General features: G+C 53.7%; 9 protein-coding genes and 1 pseudogene. All 10 read left to right on the top strand.

Features of this window, described 5'->3' with window-relative positions; genetic code table 11:
• Positions 1–385: 385 nt before the first annotated feature.
• A pseudogene (locus IEY53_RS19220) lies at positions 386–1,886 on the top strand (TROVE domain-containing protein).
• A gap of 177 nt (positions 1,887–2,063) precedes the next feature.
• Positions 2,064–6,470 (top strand): S-layer homology domain-containing protein, encoded by a 4,407-nt coding sequence (locus IEY53_RS35190; RefSeq protein ID WP_229696237.1) that lies wholly within the window; start codon positions 2,064–2,066, stop codon positions 6,468–6,470.
• Positions 6,471–7,210: 740 nt separating this feature from the next.
• On the top strand, positions 7,211–12,250 hold the full coding sequence (locus IEY53_RS19205; RefSeq protein WP_189027828.1) for an endo-beta-N-acetylglucosaminidase: 5,040 nt from the start codon (positions 7,211–7,213) through the stop codon (positions 12,248–12,250).
• 184 nt (positions 12,251–12,434) lie between these two features.
• Complete coding sequence (locus IEY53_RS19200) at positions 12,435–14,258, top strand: sensor histidine kinase (protein ID WP_189027826.1); 1,824 nt, start codon at positions 12,435–12,437, stop codon at positions 14,256–14,258.
• Entirely contained in the window at positions 14,251–15,774 is a 1,524-nt protein-coding gene (locus tag IEY53_RS19195) for a response regulator transcription factor (RefSeq protein WP_189027824.1), read from the top strand. Before IEY53_RS19200 ends, IEY53_RS19195 begins: the two co-directional genes overlap by 8 nt.
• 178 nt (positions 15,775–15,952) lie before the next feature.
• Positions 15,953–17,461, top strand: a complete 1,509-nt coding sequence (locus IEY53_RS19190; protein WP_189027823.1) for an ABC transporter substrate-binding protein — start codon at positions 15,953–15,955, stop codon at positions 17,459–17,461.
• Positions 17,462–17,600: 139 nt separating this feature from the next.
• The gene (locus IEY53_RS19185) at positions 17,601–18,491 is read left to right on the top strand and encodes an ABC transporter permease (RefSeq protein WP_189027950.1); all 891 of its coding nucleotides are present in this window, start codon (positions 17,601–17,603) and stop codon (positions 18,489–18,491) included.
• A gap of 25 nt (positions 18,492–18,516) precedes the next feature.
• Positions 18,517–19,434 carry a carbohydrate ABC transporter permease gene (locus IEY53_RS19180; RefSeq protein WP_189027821.1) on the top strand — a complete coding sequence of 306 codons (918 nt, stop codon included), beginning with the start codon at positions 18,517–18,519 and terminating at the stop codon, positions 19,432–19,434.
• A 42-nt stretch (positions 19,435–19,476) separates the two neighbouring features.
• The gene (locus tag IEY53_RS19175) at positions 19,477–21,771 is read left to right on the top strand and encodes a glycoside hydrolase family 3 N-terminal domain-containing protein (protein ID WP_189027819.1); all 2,295 of its coding nucleotides are present in this window, start codon (positions 19,477–19,479) and stop codon (positions 21,769–21,771) included.
• A 4-nt stretch (positions 21,772–21,775) separates the two neighbouring features.
• Positions 21,776–25,006, top strand: coding sequence for an alpha-mannosidase (locus IEY53_RS19170; RefSeq protein ID WP_189027818.1), 3,231 nt, complete (start codon positions 21,776–21,778; stop codon positions 25,004–25,006).
• The last annotated feature ends 95 nt before the right edge of the window (positions 25,007–25,101 follow it).

The following is a 25,101-nucleotide window of genomic DNA, read 5'->3' as shown; positions in this document are numbered from 1 at the left end:
GATCGACGGGTCGCTGGTTCGACTCCAGCTTCCTCCAAGAGGAGGAATAGCTCAGTGGTAGAGCAGTTTGTACCTGTTCAATCTTCATCTTCCTCGGCAGCTTTTTTAATCTATATCCTTTTTGCAACATGATGAAGCGAGGCGCATGAAAGGGTTTCTTCGACTATTACCAGTATGAATGCCGGTGTCCTTTTGGAACACTGCATGAACCTTTTCGCCTTTTTTTCTTCGCTTCGTTCCGTACATAACCGCCGGTGAGGCGCTGGGATGGGTTACTTCACCTTCCAAGTGGCCAAAGATTACCCTGGGCAATACGGCAGGTTCGACTCCTGCATGAACCTATCCCGCTTTTTCCTCACCGTGTTCTATGAAGGAGGTTACACTAATGAGCTTTGCATCCAAATTGTTCGGTTCACTCAGACCGGCAACTGTCAACAAAGACGGCTATCCTGCCTATACGCGTTCGCCCGAGGAGCAGTATGTTCAGATGCTTTTGACCAATACGATGAATCAAACCTTTTATGCCGACCAGCATGAACTGCTCGATAACGCGGCAGAGCTTCACCAGAGCATGGCTGCCGGGAACCCTGTGTTCATGGCCAAAGCGCTCGTGTATGCCCGCAGCGAAGGCTTCATGCGCTTGCAGCCGTTGTTCGGTCTGGCGGTACTTTCTTCCGCCCGTCCGGACCTGTTCTCTCAAGTCTTCCAGCAGGTGGTACGGATTCCTTCGGACCTGTCCGACTTTCTGACCATCCTGAACGGACTGGGCCGGGGCGAAGGCGGCCGGGCCGTGAAGCGGCAGGTCAAGCTGTTCCTGGCCGGGGTCAGCGAATACTGGGCCCTGAAATACAACGGCCGCGGACGTGGCTACAGTCTGGGCGATGCCATCGCCACGGCGCATCCGAAGCCGGAGGATCTGAAGCAACAGGCCTTGTTCCGTTATCTGCGCGGACAGGAAGCAAATCTTGCCCTTCTGCCGCAGGTGGAAGCGATGGAGAAGCTGAAGACGGCTGCTACCGAAGAGGAACAGCTGGCGTGGATTGAGGCGGGTAAGTTGCCTTACGCTACCGTTACCGGCGTGATCAAACCGACACTCGCGGTATGGAATTCCATCCTGTACCAGATGCCTACCTTTGCGCTACTCCGTCACCTGAATGCCTTGCAGCGGGCCGGGGTACTCGAAGACAAACGGAACCTGGATTACGTAAGTGGAACGTCTGACGGATCAGCAGGCCCTGCGCAAAGCCCGGATTCTGCCGTTCCGCTTCGCGACAGCCTTCCGTCAGGTAGAGCAGCCGGAGCTGCGGGATGCCTTGCGGGAAGCGGTGGACCTCACGTTCGATAACCTGCCGGATATCGGTGGCCGCAGCGCGATCTTCCTGGATATCTCCGGCTCGATGAACAGCGGGGAGTACTTGCAGATCGGTTCGGTGTTTGCGCTGGCCTTGTACAAAAAAACCGCAGGCCAATCGCTGTTCTGGCTATTCGACACCGAGGTCTTCGATGCCAAGCCGTCGCGGCGTGACAGCATCCTCGGCCAGGCTGAGCAGATTCGGGCCCGGGGAGGCACGGATACGGGAGCGCCTGTGCGCAGGCTGCTGGCGGAGCGCAAGAAAGTCGACCAGATCATCATGATCACCGATGAGCAGCAGAACAGCGGCAGCCCATTTTATGAGGCGTTGCGGATGTACCGCGCCAAGGTGAATAAGGACGTCAAAGCGTTCATCGTCGATATTGCCCCTTACCGTAACGCGATGGTACCCACGCAGGACGACAAGACCTTTTACATCTACGGTTGGAGCGACACGGTCTTGAACTTTATCGCCCAGTCTGCTGCCGGATATGGAACTATGACGGAGCGGATTTCCGCGATGGAGCTGCAATGATGATAGGCAGTAGAACTGAATAACAAGCACCGGGTGGGCCAAGCGGCTCCGAACCGGTGCTTGTTTTGCTATTGGTTTTTACATAAACCTGAATTGATGTGAATATTAGGAGAACATTCCCTTGGTATTATGAACCGGTGCGTAAATAGTTCATATTACGAATAAGGGAGACCACGGATGAATAAGTTATTTAGACAGGCAGTATCGATGGTGTTGGCCCTGGTGATGGTACTCGGGCTTGCTACCGGCGGATTTACCGCTTACGCGGAAGAGAACAGCGGGGGCACGGATCAGCAATTGCAGGCCGAACCGCCTTTGATCCTTCTGGAGGGGAACTCCAGCTGGAGATATGCAGATGACGGCACGGATCAAGGCACTGCATGGCAAGCCGTCTATAATGATACCGGTTGGAAAACCGGCCAGGCCCCTTTGGGGTATAAGGATAACGGATCAGGGGTCAGCACCTCGCAGTTCGGGGCGCTTAAAACCAATATCAGCTATGGCCCGGATAAAAGTCATAAATACCGCACTTCTTATTTCCGTACGAACTTAAATGTAGATACGGCACAACTCGGTGGTTACGGCAAGATTGAGGCGACCCTTGCTTTTGATGACGGGATCGTTCTGTACCTCAATGGCGCAGAAATCTATCGTGAGGGCATGCCTGCGGGACAGATCGACTATTTAACCAAGAGCACTTTTTCTAATAGTAATCCTAATGTATCTACGGTGGATCTCACGGCCCTGGTCATGGGCAATCTGAAAGATGGCAGCAACGAGCTGTCGGCTGAAGTTCACCAAGCGAATGACAGCAGCTCAGATTTATATTTTGATATGAAGCTGGTTGCAGGACCTGCGGACGAGCCTGCGGTTCCGGGTGTAGGCAAGCCAGAATCCATCGCGCTGACGTTTAATGGTAATCCACAGACAAGTCTGGGTTTTGCATGGTATGCACCGGAGACGGTGACTGGAACGAAGCTGGAAGTTGTGGAAGCCTCACGGCTCGTGAACGGTGAGTTTCCGGCCGAAGGTGTGCTGACATATGAAGGAACGTCTGTTACAGCCAGTGTCTATAGGACCAAAGCGGATAAATCCGCCAAGAAGGGAACGCTGATCACCAGCCATAAGGTGGTTGCTGACCAATTGCAGCCGGGTACAGAATATGCCTACCGTGCAGGCGACGGACAAGCTGGAAATTGGAGCGGGATTGGGACATTTACTACAGAGACCTCGTCTAACAATGCCTACCGCTTCTTATATACAACCGACTCACAGGGAACTTCCGAAGAGGATTTTGAGATTTGGAATCATACGCTGGAAGAAGGTCTCGCCAAATTTCCGGATAGCCAATTCATCCTGAACTCCGGCGATCTGGTGGATAACGGGGATATTGAAGAGCAATGGTCCTGGTTCTTCGACAAGCCGAAGGCCATCCTCGCGAATACTCCGCTCGTTCCATTAGTGGGTAACCATGAGAGTAAGAACTATAGCAATTATGCCGGACATTTTAATCTGCCGAACGAATCGAATACAGGGGCGAAGCCGGAGGGTTCGGTGTATTCTCTGGATTATGGCTCCGCGCATTTTATGGTAATCAATACCGAGTATTATGGTACAAGCTCCAATGCGGAGAATAATGAGATTTACAATAAACAAGTAGAATGGCTGCGCAGTGAAGTTGCCAAGACGGATAAGAAATGGAAAGTGGTGTTCCTGCACAAATCTCCATACTCCGTCGCCAATCATACCAAAGATACAGATGTGCTGTTCTACAGAGCACAGCTGACGAAAGTGTTCGACGAGCTTGGAATCGACATGGTTCTGGGCGGTCATGACCACACTTTCGCCAGAAGTTATCAAATGTACAACAATGAGCCGCTGACGGATATTATGCCGGATGCGGGCGGAGTGGTTACGGACCCTAAGGGGACGTTGTACCTGATCACCAATGCAGCGGGGAACAAGAAATACAATGTGGCCGCGGGGACATTCCCTTTTGCCGCCAAATACGGCCAGCCCGGCAAGGAAATGTTCACAGGTGTAACGGTGACGGACGAGGAACTGTCCTACCAGTCTTATACCACGACTACCGGGGGAGCAACAGACCTCTATGATCAATACAGCATCCACAAGTCTGATGAGATCGCCTCACCTGTTCAGCAGGCCAAAGCCGCGAGGGGAGAAGACGGTACGATCACATTGACCTGGAATGCTCCGGCAACGGGTGAGGTGTCCGGGTACAGGATCTATGAGCTGAATGATCAGGTTACGGCGAACTGGAATGCGAGTGTTGCTCATGCACAAGGGACAACGGCTTACAGCTACACAGTCAGTAATTTGGACCCTGGCAAGACCTATCAATTCGTCATCAAAGCCGTAAACGGCAGAACGAACTCGGAAGGCGTAATTGCGTCTACGGCTTCGGTCAGTAAAGTAACCGTTACGTTTAACGGAGATCCTGTGACGTCAAAAGGTTTTGCCTGGTACACGCCGCTGGCTTCTGTGGGCAACGATCTGCAAGTCGTGAAGAAGACGGATGCTGTGCCGGACTTCAGCAAGGCTATCCGGTTCAGTGGACGTTCTTCCATCTCAACAAACGCCAAGGAAGAACGCGTGCATAAGGCTGAGGCTACTGGACTTAGCGCAGATACTGCCTATGCTTACCGTGTCGGCGATGAAGCGCTCGGCATCTGGAGCAAGACAGGAAGCTTCCGTACTGCTCCTGCTTCCGGTGCGTTTACCTTCATCGATCTGGCCGATACCCAGGCCAAGTCGGAAGACGAAGCGATGCTCTCAGCGGAGACGCTGGAGAAGGCATTGACGACGGTCCCGGACGCTGACTTCGTGGTGCACAATGGAGATATCGTCGATACCGGCACGAATGAGAAGCAATGGGATTGGCTGCTCGGCCATTCACAGGACAGCCTGCTTAACACGACGATTGTGCCGTCAGCCGGGAATCATGAGGACGAAGCGAACGCTTTTTATGAACACTTCAATATTAAGGAAGCACCAGGTTCGGCAACGGAAACCGGCGCTTATTATTCCTACGATTACAGCAACGCCCACTTTGTTGTGCTGAACAGCAATGAAAATTCCGACCTGTATGCCAACTTCTCTACCGATCAGGTGGAATGGCTGAAGGCGGATGTGACCGCGGCCAAAGCGGCAGGGGCCCAGTGGATTATTGTAAATATCCATAAAGGACCCTACACCACATCCAACCATGCTACGGATAAAGACATTATCGGAGACAATGGGGTCAGAAACAAAATCGCACCGATCATGGCTGAACTGGGCATCGATTTTGTCGTCCAAGGCCATGACCATATTTATGCCCGCACCAAACCGATCCAAGCGGACGGTACAGCTGCAGCCACAGACAAGATTACCGAATCGCTCAATGGCCAGACGGTAGAATATACTGTAAACCCGGATGGTTCGATCTATCTGATCCCGGCTACAGCGGGGGCAAAAGTATATTACAAGAACCAGAAGCCAGAGCTCGGCGAGGCTTATTATAATCTTTTTGAAGTGGCTGATGAGAATCACGCAGCCCCTTACGGTCCAGACCCAAGCAACAGCTCGCGTCCGAAGCGCGGCTTGGTGCAGAACTTCGTAGGCATCACCGTGGACGGCAACAAGCTGACTGCGGTCTCATACGAGATTGATCAGAACAAAAATGGGGCGCAGCCGTTTATCATTGAACAATTCGGGATCATGAAGAAGAGCGGATCCGACAATGGCGGGGGAACGACGCCGACCCCGACACCAGAAACACCAGAAACGCCGGAAGTACCAGAAACGCCGGGAACTCCTGCTCCGGCGACGCCAACGCCAAGTCCAGGCACTCCGGCTACAGCAACCCCGGCTCCTGCCGGCGGCAGTAACAACGGAGGAAGCACGGGCAATGCTGGTGGCACCGGCGGGAACTCGACGACCGGCAGCATCGTAGACAGTACGGGCAACGCAGGCGGCAATGGGACAAACACAGGCAATACCGGAGGCAGTGGGAATAGCGGCAGTGACGGTGGCTCAACTCCGGTAACCCTCGCTGATATCAGTACTCACTGGGCTGCGGCGGCGATTCAAAAGGCCGTACAAGCCGGTTTCGTCAATGGATATACGGACAATACCTTCCGTCCGAATCAAGAGGTGAACCGTGCCGAATTTATAACGATACTGGCCCGCGCCCTGCAATTGCCGGATAGCGGAGCTACGCCAAACTTTAAGGATTTGAGCAAGATTCCGGCATGGGCCCAAGCTTTTGTGACTCAGGCGGCCGAGCTTGGAATTATCGGCGGGTATGATGACGGTACTTTCCGTCCGGCCCAAAAGCTGACCCGTACAGAATTGTCCGTGATGATTGTCCGCTCGCTGGGCATCACGGTGGACAAACAAGCTAAGCTATCGTTTGCCGATGCGAAGGATGTTCCCAAGTGGGCGGTGCCTTACATCGCCGCAGCAGCAGATGTTGGCCTGGTGAACGGCGTCGGCCAGAACCGCTTCGCTCCTAACCAGATAGCGACCCGGGCCGAAGCTGTAGCAATCATTCTGAATTTGCTGGAGAAACAAGGGAAGTAAACCACATCGGATATTTTTTGAAAAAGGTTGCCTCAAGGTCATCAGGATGACTGAGAGGTGGCCTTTTTTGTTGTATAGGAAATTATGCAATGTTAGAAGCTTCAGATGAAATAAGCGGTGCAGGAGGATTGGGCTCCATCAGCGGAGTGAAGCGGACAGAGAAGACCCTATTTTGCGAAAAAGTCATCTTTCCTGGCGAACTCGGACTCAGGAGCCGTTATATCGTTCGTTTGAGCCTAGAATGCGGGGAGAAGGGACAATTAGCGGAATCTCTGTCCGTTTGTCGTGCTGAATAGACGAATCCTCCCCAATAAAGGATTTCCTGTCCGCATCAGCGGCGGATAGATCGTGAAGGGACCTCATCGTGAGCTCTAAGCAAGCCAAATGACGATAATCTTGCCTATTGTACAACAATCCGGGCCTCGTTAAGCTCCAAGTTGTTATTCACCTGCCAGGGTGATTTTGTTCCGTAACTGGAATGTGCGGGGGATGCGTCCGCCCCTGCTATTTCAACTAGCTTTTGTATAGCCGCCTACTTATTACCAGACCACTGGGTCTTGATGGCCTGACAATCTTTAAATAGTCCAGCTTATCTTTAATTTTGCGACTATTTGTAAGCTCGGTTCTGGGTTAGATTAGGGGGGACCAAAAAAAGCCAAGGCGGGGTGATCGATGTTACATATGAAGGCGCTTGCAGAAGAGAACAACCGAAATCACTAGAAGACGAGGAGAATGGAAGAATGAACATTCACACCGGTAAAAAAGCACTTCCCAAGCTGACATCAACATTGTTGGCTGTTGCTTTGCTAGTTTCAGGTCTTCCCTTAACGGCTTATGCCGGTGACACATGGCCTTTCAAAGGAGACAGTGCTCCTGGTGCCAACCAGCCTAATGTTCATGGATATACCAGCAGCCATATTGCGAACTGGAGTCCAGGCACCGATCCGGATGCGGAGCTGCTTAGATCGCGTGTGCCGCTGCAGCCGCGGATTGCTCCTTTTGCCGCTACCCAGGCCAACCCGGCGCTCAGCCCGCAGACACAAATGATGAATGTGGCAGGCGACTACGGCAACGCCTTTATCGAGAATGCGCCGTATACCAACAAGTTTGCGCAGTACCACTTTAACTTTTGGCAATATATCGATTATTACTCCTACTGGCACGGCACAGCAACTGCCTATACCCCGCCGGAATATTATGATGAGCTGGCCCAGAAGGACTGGCAGCAAAAATGGTTCGAATTCGGCATGCTGAATATCCCGAATCCTACCTATACAGACGCGGCGCATAAGAATGGCGTGATGTCCTTGGCCGGCATTTTCTTTTCCAACAATGACCGCGGCCAGCAAACCTACAAGCAAATGATCGTCCGGGATGAGCACGGCAATTTTCCGGTAGCGGATAAGCTGATTGAAATGGCCGATTATTTTGGCTTTGACGGTTATTTTGTCAATCAGGAGGAAATGAGTCCGAATGTCGCAGTACAGGACATCCCTGATTACATCGCATTTATGAAAACGCTGCAAAAGGGCGGATTGTACGTACAGTGGTACGATTCTCTGAATACCAATACCGGCTCGAACACGTTCGCTCGGACGCTGAACGATACCAACATCTCTTTTTTAGTGGACAAAAGCACGAAGGAACCGGTGTCCAATTCGTTTTTCTTCGATTACGGGGCCGGGAATACACAGATTACGAATGCTGCGGCTTATCTGAGCAATCTTAATGCCAGCCTGGGCACCAGCTACAACTTGTATGATGTGGCCTATGCAGGGCTGGAAGCGGGCCGTGACCGCTTCAAATCCATCAATGGTTCTGCGCTTGCCAGCAAGCTGGACGCGAACGGTCTGCCGAGACTCAGCCTGGCTACGCTTGGCGCCGATTTTGTACACGCCGGGCTAGATGAAGATATGGGACTGTCCTATCCCGTCTCCCACAGATCGGAGAATGACTACCAGTGGATGACTCATCTGCGTGAGCAGCTGTGGTGGTCCGGTCCGAACGTGAATCCCAAGAATACTGCCAAGTCCGCCACCAACACGGTCTCCGATGTTTATGCCGACAACCGTTATTGGCCGGGGATGGCTTCTGTCATTGCAGAGCGTTCAGTCATTAAGGACAATCACTTTTATACGAGCTTCAATACTGGACACGGGTTGTCCTATTATGTGAATGGTGCAGTCTCAAACAACGATGAATGGTCCAACATGAGCTTGCAGGACATTCCTGTTACGTGGCAATGGTGGCAGGACACGACAGGCAATCAGCTTACAGTGGACTTCGACTATGGGCCCGAATATAACATCTCGGCCACGGAACGTTATAACTATGAGCAGCTCGGCGGGTTTAACGGCGGCAGCTCGCTTACCGTGAACGGCAATCTGAATGCAGAGAACTTCCTGCGTTTATACAAAACAGATCTGGATGTGTTGGCCGGCTCCAAGCTGTCCATCAGCTACAATAAGCCGTCAGCCACGGATACATCGGCGATGTCGGTGGGGCTTATCCTGGCTGACGATCCGGATACCGTGGTCAAAGTCGCTGTTCCGGACAGCGGCCGGAAGACCAATGGCTGGGCAACGAAGGAGCTGGATCTGAGCGCTTATGCAGGCAAGACGATTGCCGCGTTTGGACTTGTCTTTGATCCCGGCCAAGGGGCTGTAGCCAATTATCAGATGAATATCGGACACCTCCGGATTTCTGACGGTACGGCCGTGAAGCCTGCTGCTCCAGAGGGCCTTGCGATTGCAGAGGCTTACGCCGATACCAATGAAATGGTTGTTCAGTGGAAGCTGGACCCTGATTACAACAAGGTGAAGCAATATAATGTCTATGTAAACAATGTATTTATGGGCGGAAAATATGATGAGGTATTCTACCTCAAGCACCTTCCGGCTAAATCCGGGACGCTTAAAGTCGTGGCCGTTGGTGCAGACGGCCGGGAGGGCGATGCGGCAACCCTGGATTTTGACCTGAATGCGGCAGTCTTAAATGTTAAGGTAAACTCCCAAGAAGATGGAGAGTTGGCCGTGAACTGGACGAATACCGGCAACACAGCGGGAGACGTCACCGTCCGCGTGCAGTCGGTAAACTGGATTACAACTGCGGAGCCGGTGCAGCAGCAGACCGTTGTTCCGGCAGGCTCCACCTCTGCGGTATTCACCGGGATGCCGGTGAACGGCGATGATTACATCGTTACAGTCACGGCAGGAAGTTCCGATCCGGTATCGGTGAGCGGGCGTTTTATCGACACAATCGCTGAGCCGTATGCGGAAGCCTGGTCCTGGGAGCAAGACATGCTGAAGTTGCCGATGCCGAACACCAGAGACTGGCGGTACCTGTACGTCTACGAGGATGGGGTGGCCAAATCCTTTGCAACCACCTACAGCTCCGGCAATAAGCCCATGATTATCCGGGGGCGGACAACCAAAGCAAGCTTAAGCTTCCGCTCTACGGCGAAAGTGGTGCATGTCGTGATGGAGGACTATGCGGGCAACCAGTCCGAGCCGGTGTATCTGAAGGGAAGCCACAAGGTATCCTTTGATGCCAATGGCGGTGAACCGGCGGCTACGGTCGCTCAGGCCGTATATGGGACCTTGCTGGCGTTGCCTTCAGGTATTGCCAGAGAAGGTTATGAGCTGGAGGGCTGGTATACGGGAGAGCGGAAGTGGGATTTTGCCGAAGACAAGGTGGATGGCGATCTTACATTAAAGGCCAAGTGGGCCCTGCAGGCACCGGTGGTGCACATTGTGGGTGAAGGTACTTTCCGTGAAGGAACGGCTGGAACCCTAAGAGCTGTTGCTGCCGGAGCAGGCCAGTTGACCTATGCCTGGTATGCGGACACGGGCAGCGGTTATGGCGATTTGCTCGGAACCGAAGCCCAGTATACGCTGCCGGTTTTGACTGCGGAAATGAACGGCTATAAATACAAGGTTGCCGTAACCAATGCTGTCGGTGCCAAGGTAGAAGCCGAATTTGTCCTGGACGTTACTCCGGCCGGGGCTCCTGGAGTGGCTCCGGACTTCACGGCCGATCTGGCTTCTGCGCTTGAGGTCATTTCCGGTGAGGAAGTGCAGCTGTTCGTACAGACCAGCGGGGATGTCGAATCGATCCGCTGGGAGACCAAGGCAACGGGAGCAGAAGACTGGAGCACGGCGGAGAGTGTGACTTCTGCGGTGTACAGCTTTATTGCCACTGAAGCTGATAACGGAACACGGTTCCGTGTCGTTTTGACCGGCAAGCCGGGCACGGAACCGGCAACCAAAACCGGCAACGAGCTGACCCTGACGGTTCATCCGGCTACGGCTGCACCGGTTATCGCCTCTTACAGCGTTTCCCGGAATCCTGCGGTTGCCGGCGAGTCGGCCGTCTTTACCGTAGTGGCTTCGTCGGTATACGGCGATCTGAGCTATCAATGGTTTAAGGACGGGCAAGCCCTTGAGTATGCCGGGGACAGCACCTATACCCTTACAGCGGTAAAAGCGGCAGACGCCGGCCAATACAAAGTGGCAGTCACCAACACCCAAAAGCTGAACGGACGCGAATACAAGGCTGTGCAAGAGAGCGGAGCAATCGACTTCACGGTCAATCCTGCTCCTGCAGCAACGCCGCAGCCGACTTCAGCTCCAGAGACGGGTGGCTCCGCTCCGGCAGCTTCGGGGGCCCCGGCTGCGACAGTAGCTCCAAGCCCGGCAGCCGCGGTAAAGACTGTTACGGCAGCTGAGCTCAGTACTACGGCTGCGAATGGCTCCGTAACCGTGAGCATTCCGGCAGGCGTAACCGTTGTTGAGCTGCCTGTGAATGCAGGCGAGCTGCTTGGCACCCGCCAGCTTGAGCTGGTTACCGAAAGTGCCACGCTGGGCATCGCACCGGAGCTGCTGGTGCAATTAAAGGCACTGGTTAATGAAACTGAGGCTGCAGGCAGTAAGATTCAGGGGATCATCCGTCCGGAAACCTTGAATCTGGCCGCTCTGAAGACAAAGAGCGGCGTAACTCTACGCGGCACGGGAATGAATTTTGAACTGGGCCTGCTGACAGGCAGTGGTACGGTCCGCCCTCTGACAGCCTTTAGTCCGCCGGTTGCCCTGAAATGGGAGGCGGGCTCCGATTACAGCACCGGTCTGCTTGGACTGTATGCGATAGCGGAGAATGGCACACTTACTTATTTGGGCGGAGATTATGCGGACGGATTCCTGAAAGGGCAGCTTAACGGTGCAGGAAAGGTTGCTCTCCTGGAATACAGCAAATCCTTTGCCGATGTTCCGGCGGCCCACTGGGCTGCGGATACGATCCGTCTGCTGTCGGCCAAACATCTGGTGCAGGGAACCTCCGAGACTGGATATGAACCTGCCCGCAGCATTACGAGAGCCGAGTTTGTGAAGCTGATGGCCGGTGTGCTGAAGCTGGAGAACCAGGCGGTCTTGACGTTCAGCGATGTGTCCTCCGGCGTATGGTATGAGCAGGAGCTTTCCGCCCTGGTGCAGGCAGGAATCGTCTCCGGACGTACGGCGGACCGCTTCGATCCCGGCGCGGATATCAGCCGCCAGGAGATTGTGACCCTCATGATGCGTGCCTATGCACATCAGCATGGAGCCTTGTTGCCAGCGGCACCGGCAGCATTCGCCGATTCCGGTGACATTGCAGCTTGGGCGGCGGACAGTGTGAACGCGGCAGCTTCGCTTGGACTGGTCAAAGGCCGCACGGGCGGGGAGTTTGTTCCCGCCGGTCTGGCCACCCGGGCCGAAGCGGCACAGTTTATTTTGAACTATATAAGATGAACATTACAGTTTGATCCTACGGTCTGCCCAAGGAGCGGGTGCTCCCTGGGCAGGCTGTATTTTCGTAGGATTCATGTAAGGTTTTACCGTCCGCAGGCGTTCTTAACTCATGCTATACTTTATTTTACGGGCCATAATGGCAAGCGGCGAAGCAGAAGCTTCACCTTACTATAGGAGGTTCCTGATGCTCCCGGGGAAACTGTACAGAAAGTATTTGAAGAACAATCTTTTTATGAAAATCATTCTGACCTTCGCAGTAATTGCCGTCGTTACGATCATCACGTTCTCTTATTTAATGTTCCTGCTGATGTCCCAGGCAGCGGTGCAAAGGCAGTTGGAAATTCAGAAGCGTACGGTGGAGAGCGTCAACAGCTATATCGAACGGAAGTATGAGTCCGTCCAGACGATGATGAGAGATGTATACCGCGACAGTGAACTCACGGCCAACACCTCTTATTTGCTGGAGCATCCTTATGAGGAGTATGTCAGATATAGGCTGGACCGCTATTTCAGCGAGAGTAACTCAACAACGGATACCGTGCAGTTTTTTCGTAATCAAGTGGAAGATGACCCGGATATCCGCAGTCTGATGTTGTACAGTTCGGCTGAGCAGCATATGTATGTGTACAACGACCATAAGCAATTCGAGATTATCTCGACCAATGCGGCGCATTCCTATATCCCCGACGCTCTGTATTTGGAAGAGGAGGGCAGTGTGTCCATTCCTAACATTTGGGTCAGCAAGGCGATTGAGCCACCCGCTGGACCGGTGTTCTCTGTCCGCGCGCCGATTAACAACAAGCTCTCTTTAAGCAATATTGGCCAGTTGCTAGTTTATTTTGATGCAGCCAAGGTTTGGGAGAGCATGGGCAATTATAAAAATGACTTCAAGGGTACGATACTGGTGCTTTCGGCCGACGGAGATGTGCTCTTCGATTCTTCAGGTACATTTTACGGACGGAAATATCCCTATTTGGAACAAGTCACCTCTGCCTATACGGATGGCGAGGAGGTCGGCGGGATGATGATTACGAAGCTGACGCACACCCAGGGCGGGTTCACCGTGCTCAGCGCCGTGCCGAAGCAGGAGCTTGCCGCCACTTACGCGGGTCTGCGCAATATGATTGTTGTGATCTGCCTGATTTGTCTTTTGTTTGCGATTATTACGCCTACGTTATTTATCAATAATTTTGCCAAGCGGACGCATGGCATTATCAAGTTCACCCGCAAGGTGAAGAACGGTGATCTGGACGCGCGGATTGCCGATGTGAGAGAAGATGAGCTGGGGCAAATCTCCAAAAGCTTCAACGATATGCTGGACGAGCTGAATCTCCATATCGACAGGGTATTCAAAGCCGAAATCAAGCAAAAGCATACTGAAATTGCCGCGCTTGAGGCGAGGGTGAATCCGCATTTTTTGTACAATACGCTGGAGGTCATCCGGATGCGGGCGATTTCCCAAGGCGCCTCGGATGTAGGCGAGATGATCTACAGCTTGTCGGTTCTGTTCAAAAGTTATGTGCAGCAGAAGCCCAAACATACGCTCAAGGACGAGCTGGAGGCCTGCCGGCTGTATCTGGAGCTGTTCCGCATCCGCTACAAGGATAAATTCTCTTATGAGCTGGATTGCAGCAAAGAGCTGGAGGGAAGGGTTGTACTGAAGATGTCTCTGCAGCCCATTATCGAGAATTACATTCTGCACGGGATGCGGGTGGATAAGAACGATAACCGGATTCATATTGCCGTGAAGCGTGAAGGCACATTTCTGCGTGCCGTGGTGACGGACAACGGGCGGGGGATTTCCCCGGAAAGGCTGGAGCAGCTGAAGCAGGGTCTGATGAATCCGGAGGAGCAATCGGAATCCTTTGGCCTGCGGAGCATCCATGACAGGCTGAAGCTTCTGTACGGGGGCGAGCATGGGATACAGCTGGAAAGTGAAGCGGGCGTCGGGACAACAGTGACTGTGTATTTCCCCGATTTGGGAGAGGATGAGCCAAAATATGTATAAAGTATTCATTGTGGATGACGAGCCTTTTATTATCGAAGGTTTATATGATATTGTCGACTGGTCCGCTCTGGACATGGAGATTGTCGGCCAGGCCGGGAATGGCCAGGAAGCGCTGGAGGCGCTGCAGAACGTGCGGGCCGATGTGCTGATTACCGATATTTCCATGCCGCTTATGAATGGTCTGGATCTGATCCGTGCTATCCGTGATTCGCAGCCGGAGATCAAAGTCATTATCCTCAGCGGTTATGATGAATTCGGCTATCTGAAGGAAGGGATGGCGCTCGGCATTGAGAATTATCTGCTGAAACCCATTAATCTGGAAGAGTTCAGGGCTACGCTGAATACTACCCGGGAGAAACTTGATGTGTCCAGAAATGAATACAAGCTTAATGCCCACAGCATTTCCATTCTGCGGGACAACGTGATGCACCGCTGGCTGCATAACCAGATCGGACCCCAGGAGTTCCGGGAGCGGGCGGAATTTCTGGGGATTGTGATGGACAAGCCGCTGGTGCAGGCTGCACTGCTGAGGCCGGAGGCTGACCATGCAGAGCTGTTCCGGCTCTGTACACAGGCCCTGAACGGGAATCCCTCCGTCATTGCCTTTCAGGATATGGACGGGGATATTGTGCTGCTGCACCTGCTAAGTGAATATCAGCGGGGCAAAGAGGCGGTGGAGCAGCTTCACGCACAGCTGCTGTTGTCCTTATCCGCAGGCCGGCCGCTGCATTTATCTGTGGGAACGGTGGAGGAAGCTGAAGGCGGGGCTGCGGTTAGCTACCGGCATGCCAAAAGAGCCCAGGAATACTTTATGCTTTTCCCCGAGCTTGAGCTGCTCCGGTACGAGGAGCTTCAGCGCAGGCATGAGGCTGCTGTGGCCGAAGGCATGCCGATCCAGTGGGAGGAAGATCTCAAGCTGATTATGGCCAGGGACAAGGAAACGCTGCTTGAGCGGATTGCGGCACATTTTGAGCAGCTGCGCCAGATGGAGGGCATCACTCCGGATCTTCTTCAGGGCTTCGCCATGGAGTGGCTGATCCGCTTCAAGATGAAGCTGAAGGAAATTCGGCATGTCGAGGAGCCGGAGCTGTTCGCAGACGGTTTTGGACGCATCCGCACCACTGCCTCCATTGGCGAGCTGACCCGTATTATTCAGGAAGCGGCGGCGGTAACAGTGGATGCGCTGATCCGCGATGTGAAGAGTCCGGTGGTGCAGCAGGTGCTGAATTATATTCATGAGTCCTATTTCGAGGATGTGTCGCTCAAGACACTCGGTGTCCAGTACAACATTCACCCGGTGTACCTGGGGCAGCTGTTTCATAAGGAAGTCAATGAATCCTTTACGGATTACATCAATAAATACCGGATTGAGAAGGCGAAGGAACAACTGCGGAGCTCTGCGCTTAAAGTGCATGAAATCGCCAGGAATGTGGGCTACTGGGAGACCGGCTATTTCTACAAGCAGTTCAAAAAGCATGTGGGCATTTCCCCGACCGAATATAAAGGGCTTGTCTAGCGGAACATTTCGCAGCAAGCTTTTTTCTTTATTTTCTACATGATTTATTTACTTTAGCTTCTGTCTGAAAATGCTTTCATAAATTACAGTAAAGGTAGTCCTTGAAGGCAATAACGGCTGGCTGAATTCCGGAATATCCCAGCTATTTTGAGGTAAACAAAGGGGAGGTTTTATAGAAATGGGCAAGAAGAGAAAAAGGTTTTCCCTGTTACTGACATCACTGATGGCTTTCTCGCTGGCACTTACCGCGTGCGGCGGCGGTTCCAACAACGCTGCGACGGGCACGGGCACCAATACCGGGTCATCCGGCAACGGTGCAGCTTCAGAAAAGCCGGTTGAGCTGATCTGGTACACGATAGGCGGACCGCAAAAGGATCTGGACAAAGTCATGGAGGAAGTCAACAAATACACCAAAGAGAAAATTAATGTCACCGTGAAGATGAATATGATTGATTTTGGCGACTATACGCAAAAAATGCAGGTGAAGGTAGCCTCCGGCGAACCGATGGACATTCTGTTTACAAGTTCCTGGGCGTTCGATTATGTGCAAAATGCCCGCAAGGGAGCATTCATGGAACTGGACAGCCTGCTTAATGAATATGGAAAAGGGGTTGTGGATACCATTGACCCTGCGTTCCTGGAAGGCTCCAAGGTGGACGGCCACAATTATGCCGTGCCGGCCAACAAAGAGCTGCCTGCCCAGGAAGTCTGGCGCTTTAACAAAGAGCTTCTGGACAAATACAAGCTTGATATTTCCGGTGTAAAAACCATGGAAAGCCTCGAGCCGCTGTTGAAGACCATCAAGGAGAATGAGCCGGGAATCACGCCGTATGCCATGGTTAAGGATTTCATGCCGATACTGCCTTTCGACTACATTATTGAGAAAATGCCTATGGCGGTCTACATGGACACCAAGGATTACAAGATCGTCAACATCCTGGAAAGTCCGGAGCTGAAAAGCAGTCTTGAAACCGTTCGCAAATATTACAAGGCGGGTTACATTTCGCCGGAAGTAGCGACTACCACTTCGGTAGACGATCTGTACAAATCGTCCAACTGGTTCATGGACCGCGCGGCTACCCAGCCAATGGCGGACAACCTGTGGTCGGCAAGCTACGGTTATCCTGTAGTTTCGACACCTGCCGGTGAGCCGTACATCTACAACTGGTCTGTAATGGGCTCGATGCAAGCGATCTCTGCGAACTCCGAGTATCCGGAGAAAGCAATGGAATTCCTCAACCTGCTCAACACCGATCCGGTTCTGCGCAATATGATTGACTCCGGTATCGAAGGCGTGCACTACGAGAAGACCGGTGAGAACACAATGAAGAACCTGCCGGAATCCAAGAACTATGACATGCCTACCTTCTCGCTGGGCAATATCATGATCAACTATTTGAACGAGGGAGATCCCGAGAACAAATGGGAAGAATTCAAGAAATTCAACGAATCCGGTGTGAATGCACCACTGCTCGGCTTTAACTTCGACACCTCGAAGGTGACCAATGAAATCGCTGCTGTCCAGAACGTGAAGGAAGAATTCTGGGCGCCGCTGATGACGGGTACGGTAGATCCTGAAGAATATCTGCCAAAAGCCATTGAGAAATTCAAGGCAGCCGGTCTGGATGCGATCATCGCCGAAGCCCAAACGCAAATTGACGCCTGGAAAGCGGAAAACAACAAATAAATACACATTGGATAAGAAGATCGGGGCAGGGGCGCGGCCCCTTACCCGGTCTTTTTTACCATTCATATGAGTTATCAGGAGGGATATAAGCGTGAAAAAAACCAGCGGTTTTATCAAAAATATCATCAATAACAAGGTCATGCTGCTCATGGTCCTGCCCGGTGCGCTTTGGTTTCTCTTCTTTTCCTATCTGCCTATGATGGGAGCCGTCATTGCTTTTAAAGAGTACCGTTTCAGCCGGGATGGCTTCTGGGCCAGCATTATCGACAGCAAATGGGTAGGCATGGACAACTTTAAATTTCTGTTCACCACCAATGATGCTTACATCATCACCCGCAACACCCTGCTCTACAACGGGGCATTTATCGTGCTTGGTTTGATCCTGTCCGTGCTGATGGCGATTGTGCTGTCCGAGATTGTGAACAAAAAGCTGGCCAAGGTCTATCAGACCGGGATGTTCCTGCCATACTTCCTGTCCTGGGTAGTTGTCGGCTATTTCGCATTCAGCTTCCTGAGCTCGGAGCGCGGAATGCTGAATCAGGTGATGGAATTCATGGGCATGGAATCGGTTCAGTGGTATTCGGAGAAAAAATACTGGCCGTTCATTTTGATCTTCGTCTATCTATGGAAAGCAGTCGGCTACAACAGCGTGGTTTATCTCGCAGCCATTATGGGGATCGACAAATCGCTTTATGAAGCGGCGATGATCGACGGGGCCAGCAAGTTCCAGCAGATCCGCAACATCACACTGCCGCTGCTGAATCCGATCATCACGATTATGACGCTGCTTGCGATCGGCAAGATTTTTTATGCCGACTTCGGCCTCTTTTACCAGGTGCCCCGAAATTCCGGGACGCTCTACAGTGTCACCAACGTTATTGATACCTACGTCTATCAAGGACTCAAAACTACGGGTGAGATTGGGATGAGTACCGCCGCAGGGTTGTATCAATCGGTTGTCGGCTTTGTGCTTGTCATGACATCCAACTATATTGTACGCAAATACAACAAGGACAGCGCCTTGTTCTAAACTTACCTGAAGGGAGTGAGCCCATATGTCTTCCATTACTAAAAAAGAACGTGATTTCCATCATCTCTCCAAACCGTGGAATGTGGTGTTTAATCTGATTGCCGGGATTTTCGCGTTCCTCTGCGTGTTCCCGTTTCTCTTTGTCGTGATTATCTCGTTCACGGATGAAGGAGTGCTGGCCAGAGACGGCTACAAGCTGATTCCCGAGAAATGGAGCCTCGGCGCGTACCGTTACGTGTTTGAATCCGGAGATATGCTGCTGCGTTCGTATGGCGTAACGATTTTTGTAACGGTCATCGGGACGATCGTCAGCTTGCTGTTTATTGCCTTTTACGCTTATGCCATTTCACGGAAAAGCTTCCGTTACCGCAATTTCTTTGCTTTTTTCGCTTTCTTCACCATGCTGTTCAACGGGGGACTTGTTCCGACCTACATTATCGTTACGCAGTTTTTGGGACTTAAGGATTCGATCTGGGCACTGATTCTGCCGCTGGCAGTGAACGCCTTTTACATTATGATTCTGCGCACTTTCTACAGCACGAGTGTGCCTGATGCCATTATTGAATCGGGCAAAATCGACGGGGCCGGCGAGTTCCGCATTTTCCTGACGCTGGTGCTGCCTTTGTCTCTGCCCGGTCTGGCGACGATTGCGCTGTTCAGCACCCTGGGCTACTGGAACGACTGGTTCAATGCGCTGCTGTACATCGATAATCCGAACCTCGTGCCGCTGCAATCCATGCTGATGCGGATCGAGACGAGCATGCAGTTTATTTTGCAGAATTCACAGAACAGCTCGCTCAGTCTGGAAGCTCTGCGGTCGATGCCGCAGGATACCTCGCGGATGGCGATGGTGGTGCTGGCAACGGGGCCGATTATATTTGCTTATCCGTTTTTCCAGCGTTATTTCATTCAAGGGCTTACGGTAGGGGCCGTTAAAGAATAAAAAAACAATAAGCTCATCAGGGCAGAGGAGAGAGTGGAGAATATGAGCTATAAAGACCCGAATAAACCTGCTGGAGAACGGGCGGAGGATCTGCTCGGACTGATGACTTTGGAAGAGAAGGTCGGCCAGCTGATTCAGCCTTTTGGCTGGCAGACCTATGAACATAGAGATGGTAAAATTACACTGACAGAAGACTTTAAGACTCAAGTGCAGCAAAGCGGCGTGGGCTCGCTCTACGGGATGCTGCGTGCAGACCCGTGGACCGGCGTCTCGCTGGAGAGTGGCCTGTCGCCCCGTGAGGGAGCGGAGGCGGTCAATACGCTCCAGCGTTATGTGCTGGAGCATTCACGGCTGGGTATTCCGGTGCTGATCGGCGAGGAATGCTCGCATGGCCATATGGCGATCGGGGCCACCGTGTTCCCGGTGCCTCTGTCGCTCGGCAGCTCCTGGAACGTGGAGCTGTACAGAGAAGTCTGCCGCGCCGTTGCGCTGGAGACACGTAGTCAGGGCGGCGCGGTGACCTACTCGCCGGTGCTGGATGTGGTGCGCGATCCCCGCTGGGGACGCACCGAGGAGTGCTTCGGGGAAGATGCCTATCTGATCGGCGAGATGGCGGTTGCCGCGGTTGAAGGGCTGCAGGGGGAATCGCTGCAAAGCCCCGGCAGCGTAGGCGCCACGCTGAAGCATTTCGTAGGGTATGGCAGCTCCGAAGGCGGCAGGAACGCCGGGCCTGTACATATGGGCTGGCGTGAGCTGCTCGAAGTGGATCTGCTGCCGTTTAAGAAAGCGGTGGAAGCCGGAGCGGTGTCGATTATGCCCGCATACAACGAGATTGACGGAGTGCCTTGCACCACCAACAGCGTTTTGCTGGAGGATATTCTCCGCAAGGCCTGGGGTTTCGAAGGTCTCGTGATTACCGACTGCGGGGCCATTGATATGCTGGCAGCCGGCCATGATGTAGCCGAAGACGGCATGGATGCGGCGGTACAGGCCTTGAAGGCCGGAATCGACATGGAAATGTCGGGGGAAATATACGGCAGCTACCTGCTGGAGGCCGTTAGACAAGGCCGCCTGGATATGGAGCTGCTGGACCGCGCGGCCTTGCGGGTGCTGACCCTCAAATTCAGGCTGGGCCTGTTTGAGCAGCCTTTTGCCGATCCTGAGGCCGCCGAGCGGGTAATCGGCAGTGAGCAGCACCGGCTGCTAGCCCGGCAGGTTGCGGGTGAGAGCATTATTCTGCTCAAGAATGAAGCGGATGTACTGCCGCTCTCCAAGGCCTCCGGTACGATTGCCGTCATTGGCCCGAATGCCGACGCCGGATATAACCAGCTTGGCGACTATACTTCACCGCAGCCGCCGGACAGAGTAACGACGGTGCTGCGGGGGATTCGCAGCAAGCTGGCTGCAGAGCCCCAGCGGGTCCTGTATGCGCCCGGCTGCCGGATTAAAGGGGATTCGCGGGAAGGTTTTGAAGCGGCAATGGCCTGTGCGGAGCAGGCGGATACCATCGTAATGGTAGTCGGAGGCTCCAGTGCACGCGATTTCGGAGAAGGCAGCATTGATCTGAAGACCGGCGCCTCGAAGGTGACGGAGAATGCCTGGAATGACATGGACTGCGGAGAAGGGATCGACCGGATGTCGCTGGCGCTGTCAGGCGTCCAGCTGGAGCTGATCCAGCAGATCCATCAGCTTGGAAAACCGGTGATTGTGGTGTATATCAACGGCCGGCCGGTGAGCGAGCCCTGGATCGACGAGCATGCCGATGCGATTCTCGAGGCCTGGTATCCGGGACAGGAAGGCGGCCAGGCGGTGGCGGATATTCTGTTCGGCGATGTGAATCCGTCCGGCAAGCTGACGCTTTCGGTGCCTAAGGATGTCGGCCAGCTTCCGGTGTACTACAACGGCAAACGCTCGCGTGGCAAACGATATCTGGAGGCGGATTCACAGCCTCAATATCCGTTCGGCTACGGACTCAGCTATACCAGCTACGCCTACTCGGCGCTCAAAGTAGAGCCTGAAGTGATTGCAGCAGATGAGACGGCCACAGTTACCGTAGACATTCAGAATACGGGAGAACGTGAAGGGGCCGAAGTGGTCCAGTTGTATATTTCCGATGTGGCCAGCAAGGTGACCCGTCCGGCCAGAGAATTGAAGGCTTTCCGCAAAATCCGGCTGGCCCCGGGCGAGAAACGGACCGTGCAGTTCACTGTAGGTCCGGAGCAGCTGCAGTATATCGGACCGGATCTGCAGCCGGTGGTTGAACCCGGCAGCTTCAAAGTGCTTGTTGGCAGACATGTGAATGATACACTCAGCGCTGACTTAACCGTGAGGGGGTAAAGTTATGGAACGTATTAGACGCTTCATCCGCGAGCTCTCCGAGCAGCAATGGCTTGAGGTGCAGGAGCTTCGCGATTGGAAGATCGACTCGTCCGTGTACCGGCTGCCGGGGCAATACGACAAGCCGCAGCCGTATACGGAAGGCAGCAATTACGACCTGTTCCCGAGTGTGCAGGGAACCACTTATTTCTTCCGCCGTACCTTTGCAATTCCGGCTGCGTGGTCAACCGGCCACGTTGGACTGGTGTTTGAATCCGGCGGAGAAGGGCTGCTGCGTGTGAATGGGGAATCGCGGCAAGGACTGGACCGTAACCACACCTTTGTAACGCTGGCGGGTGATGCGTCCGGACATCCGCTTGAACTTGAGATTGAACTGTTCGATCCGATACCCGAGCCGGTCGATCCCCTGAATCAGCAGGCTGTCATCCAGCCGCCGATCCGCGCTATCCGCAGTCAGCTGGTCCTGGTCAATGGACCGGTGCAGAGCCTGATGTACACGGTGGTAGTCATCCGTGATTCAGCGGTTCTGCTGCCGGAGCAGGACCAGCGCCGTACCCGGATGCTGGAAGCGTTATATGTGGCGATGGATGAGTTTCTGGGCCTTGACGTGCAAGTTATCCGCGAAGGCAGCGTAATCTCCTTGATTGAGCAGAAACTGCGGGACAGAATCAAGGAGATCGGCGGCTCTGCCGAAGGCACGATGCATATGGTTGGCCAGTCGCATATTGACATCGCCTGGCTCTGGCCTGCACGTGAGACTGTGCGCAAGACCAGCCGGACCTTTTCAACCGTCAATGCGTTAATGGATGAATATCCGGATTATCAATATGCCCAGAGCCAGCCGCTTTTGTTCGAATACCTGAAGAACAACGACCCGGTTCTGTACGAGAAGGTCAAAGCCAGAATCCGTGAAGGCCGCTGGGAGCTTGTAGGCGGAATGTGGATTGAGCCGGATCTCAACATTCCGAGCGGGGAGTCGCTGATGCGGCAAATGCTGTATGGCCAGCGCTTTTATCAGGAGGAATTTGGCCAGACCTCGCAGATTGAATGGCTGCCGGACACATTTGGCTACTGCGCCTCCTTGCCGCAGATCCTGAAGCACGGCGGGATCGAATATTTCATGACCACCAAGCTGGGCTGGAATGATACCAATGTTTTTCCTTATGATCTGTTTCATTGGGTCGGCATTGACGGAACGCCCATGCTGTCTTACCTGAACCACGGCGTTAATGAGAACACGCTGCCGAAGGATATTCATGAACATTATCAGTCCTTCCGCGAGAAGGACAAGCACAATGAGCAGATGCTGCTTTACGGGCACGGCGATGGCGGAGGCGGTGTCACCCGCGAGATGCTGGAATATATCCAGCGCGCGGAGCTGATGGTCGGCCAGCCGGCCAGCAAGTACAGCAATGCCGCTGATTTCTTCGCGGGCATTACGCGGTCTCAGCCGCAGCTGCCGCAGTGGCGGGGCGATCTGTATCTGGAGCTGCACCGCGGCACCTATACCACGCATGCCCGGAACAAGCGGAATAACCGGCAGGCGGAGATATTGTACCGTGAAGCGGAGCTGTGGCAGACCCTGGCTTCAACGGAGCTGGATGCAGAGCAGCGGGCGGCAAATGCCCAGCGCCTGCATCAGGGCTGGAAGCTGATTCTGCTGAACCAGTTCCATGACATTATTCCGGGCTCGGCGATTACGGAAGCCTACGAGACCTCAAAGAAGGAATATAAAGAGATTTTTGATTATGGCCATGCGGCGCTGCAGCCGGGCCTATCCGCTTTGGCCGGCAGCATTGCTGCTGCCGGCGAGGGCAGCGCCTTCGTTATCTTCAACAGTCTAGGCTGGACAAGGGATGCCGTTGTCGAGCTTGAGCTGAACGAACCAACACACGGCAGACACCTGGCTGCGTATGACGAGCAGGGTCTGCCGCTGAAGGCGGACCTGCCAGCCGGCAATGGATCGGGCAGCGGTGACGGCGGGGCAGGTACCCCGCGGATCTCCGTGTTCGTTCCCGGTATTCCGGCGTTTGGTTATAAGACGATCTGGATCAGAAGCAAGTCCGGCGATCAGGCTTCGGAGGTTGCTGAGGTTAGCGCTAAAGCTGCCTCTGGTGCGGAAGCGAAGACTGCGGAAGCTGGGCTGTCTGGACTATCGCCTGCTATACCCCTGGAACCCGTCCCGCTGGGAGACGGCTGGGAGACGGAATATTACCGGCTTGCTTTTAATGAGCGGGGAGAAATCAGCAGTCTGTTCGACAAACAAGCGGGCCGGGAGATTGTGAAGCCTGGTGAACGCGCCAACCGCCTGCACTTTTTCCATGACCGTCCGACGCTTTGGGATGCCTGGGATATTGACAGCCGTTATGAGGCGCAGCCCGCAGGGGAAGCCGAGCTGATTGAGAAAACGGTGCTGCAGTCCGGTACAGTTCAGGATGTGCTGCGCTTCCGCTGGAGGCTGGGCCAATCCGGCATCATCCAGGATCTGATCCTGTATCATCAGGACCGGCGGATCGATTTCAAGACCCATGTGAGCTGGCATGAAGCCCATAAGCTGCTCAAAGTAGGCTTTCCGCTGGACCTGGTGGCGGAGAAAGCAACGTACGAGATTCCTTTTGGCGCTCTGGAACGCCCAACGCACCGTAACACGAGCTGGGAGCAGGCGCAATATGAAGTATGCGGACACCGTTTCGCCGATGTATCCGAACGCGGCTATGGCGTCAGCCTGCTGAACGACTGCAAATACGGCTATGACATTCAGGGCAGCACGATTCGCCTGTCGCTATTGCGTGCACCGAAATGGCCGGATGCTACCGCCGATCTGGGCGAGCATGACTTCACCTATTCGCTATACCCGCATGAGGGAGACTGGCGGGAGGCCCATACCCTGCGCCGTGCTGCAGAGCTGAATCACGGGCTGTATACAGTCGCTGCTGACTCGGCTGAAGGCAAGCTTCCGGCTTCCGGTTCTTTCATCGGGTTCTCCGGGGAGCATGTAGTGCTGGATACCATCAAGCCGTCCGAAGATGGCGGGGGCACTGTACTGCGCCTCTATGAATCCTCAGGCGGGCGGGAGCGGCTTCGCCTGCAATGGAAACGCCCGGTTCAGGCGATTTACCTGTCCAATGCTCTGGAAGAGCAGCTGGAACAGATCGCCCATGCCGAAGGGGAAGTGGAGCTCCAGTTTGCCCCTTATGAGATTAAAACGCTCTATATTAAAGGCTCAAATCCATAATCAGCGGTTGACTTAGGCCCGGCTGTGCAAGGAAGCGGACTCAGTGTACTTCTGTCAATAGAGTGGACACAGTAAAAAGGTCAATTCGCAAGCTT

It is taken from the genome of Paenibacillus albidus (genome assembly GCF_014644435.1).
GTDB classification, from domain to species: Bacteria; Bacillota; Bacilli; order Paenibacillales; family Paenibacillaceae; genus Paenibacillus_AQ; species Paenibacillus_AQ albidus.
The sequence above is the reverse complement of the archived record's forward strand: the minus strand, read 5'-3'. Positions and strand labels throughout refer to the sequence as shown.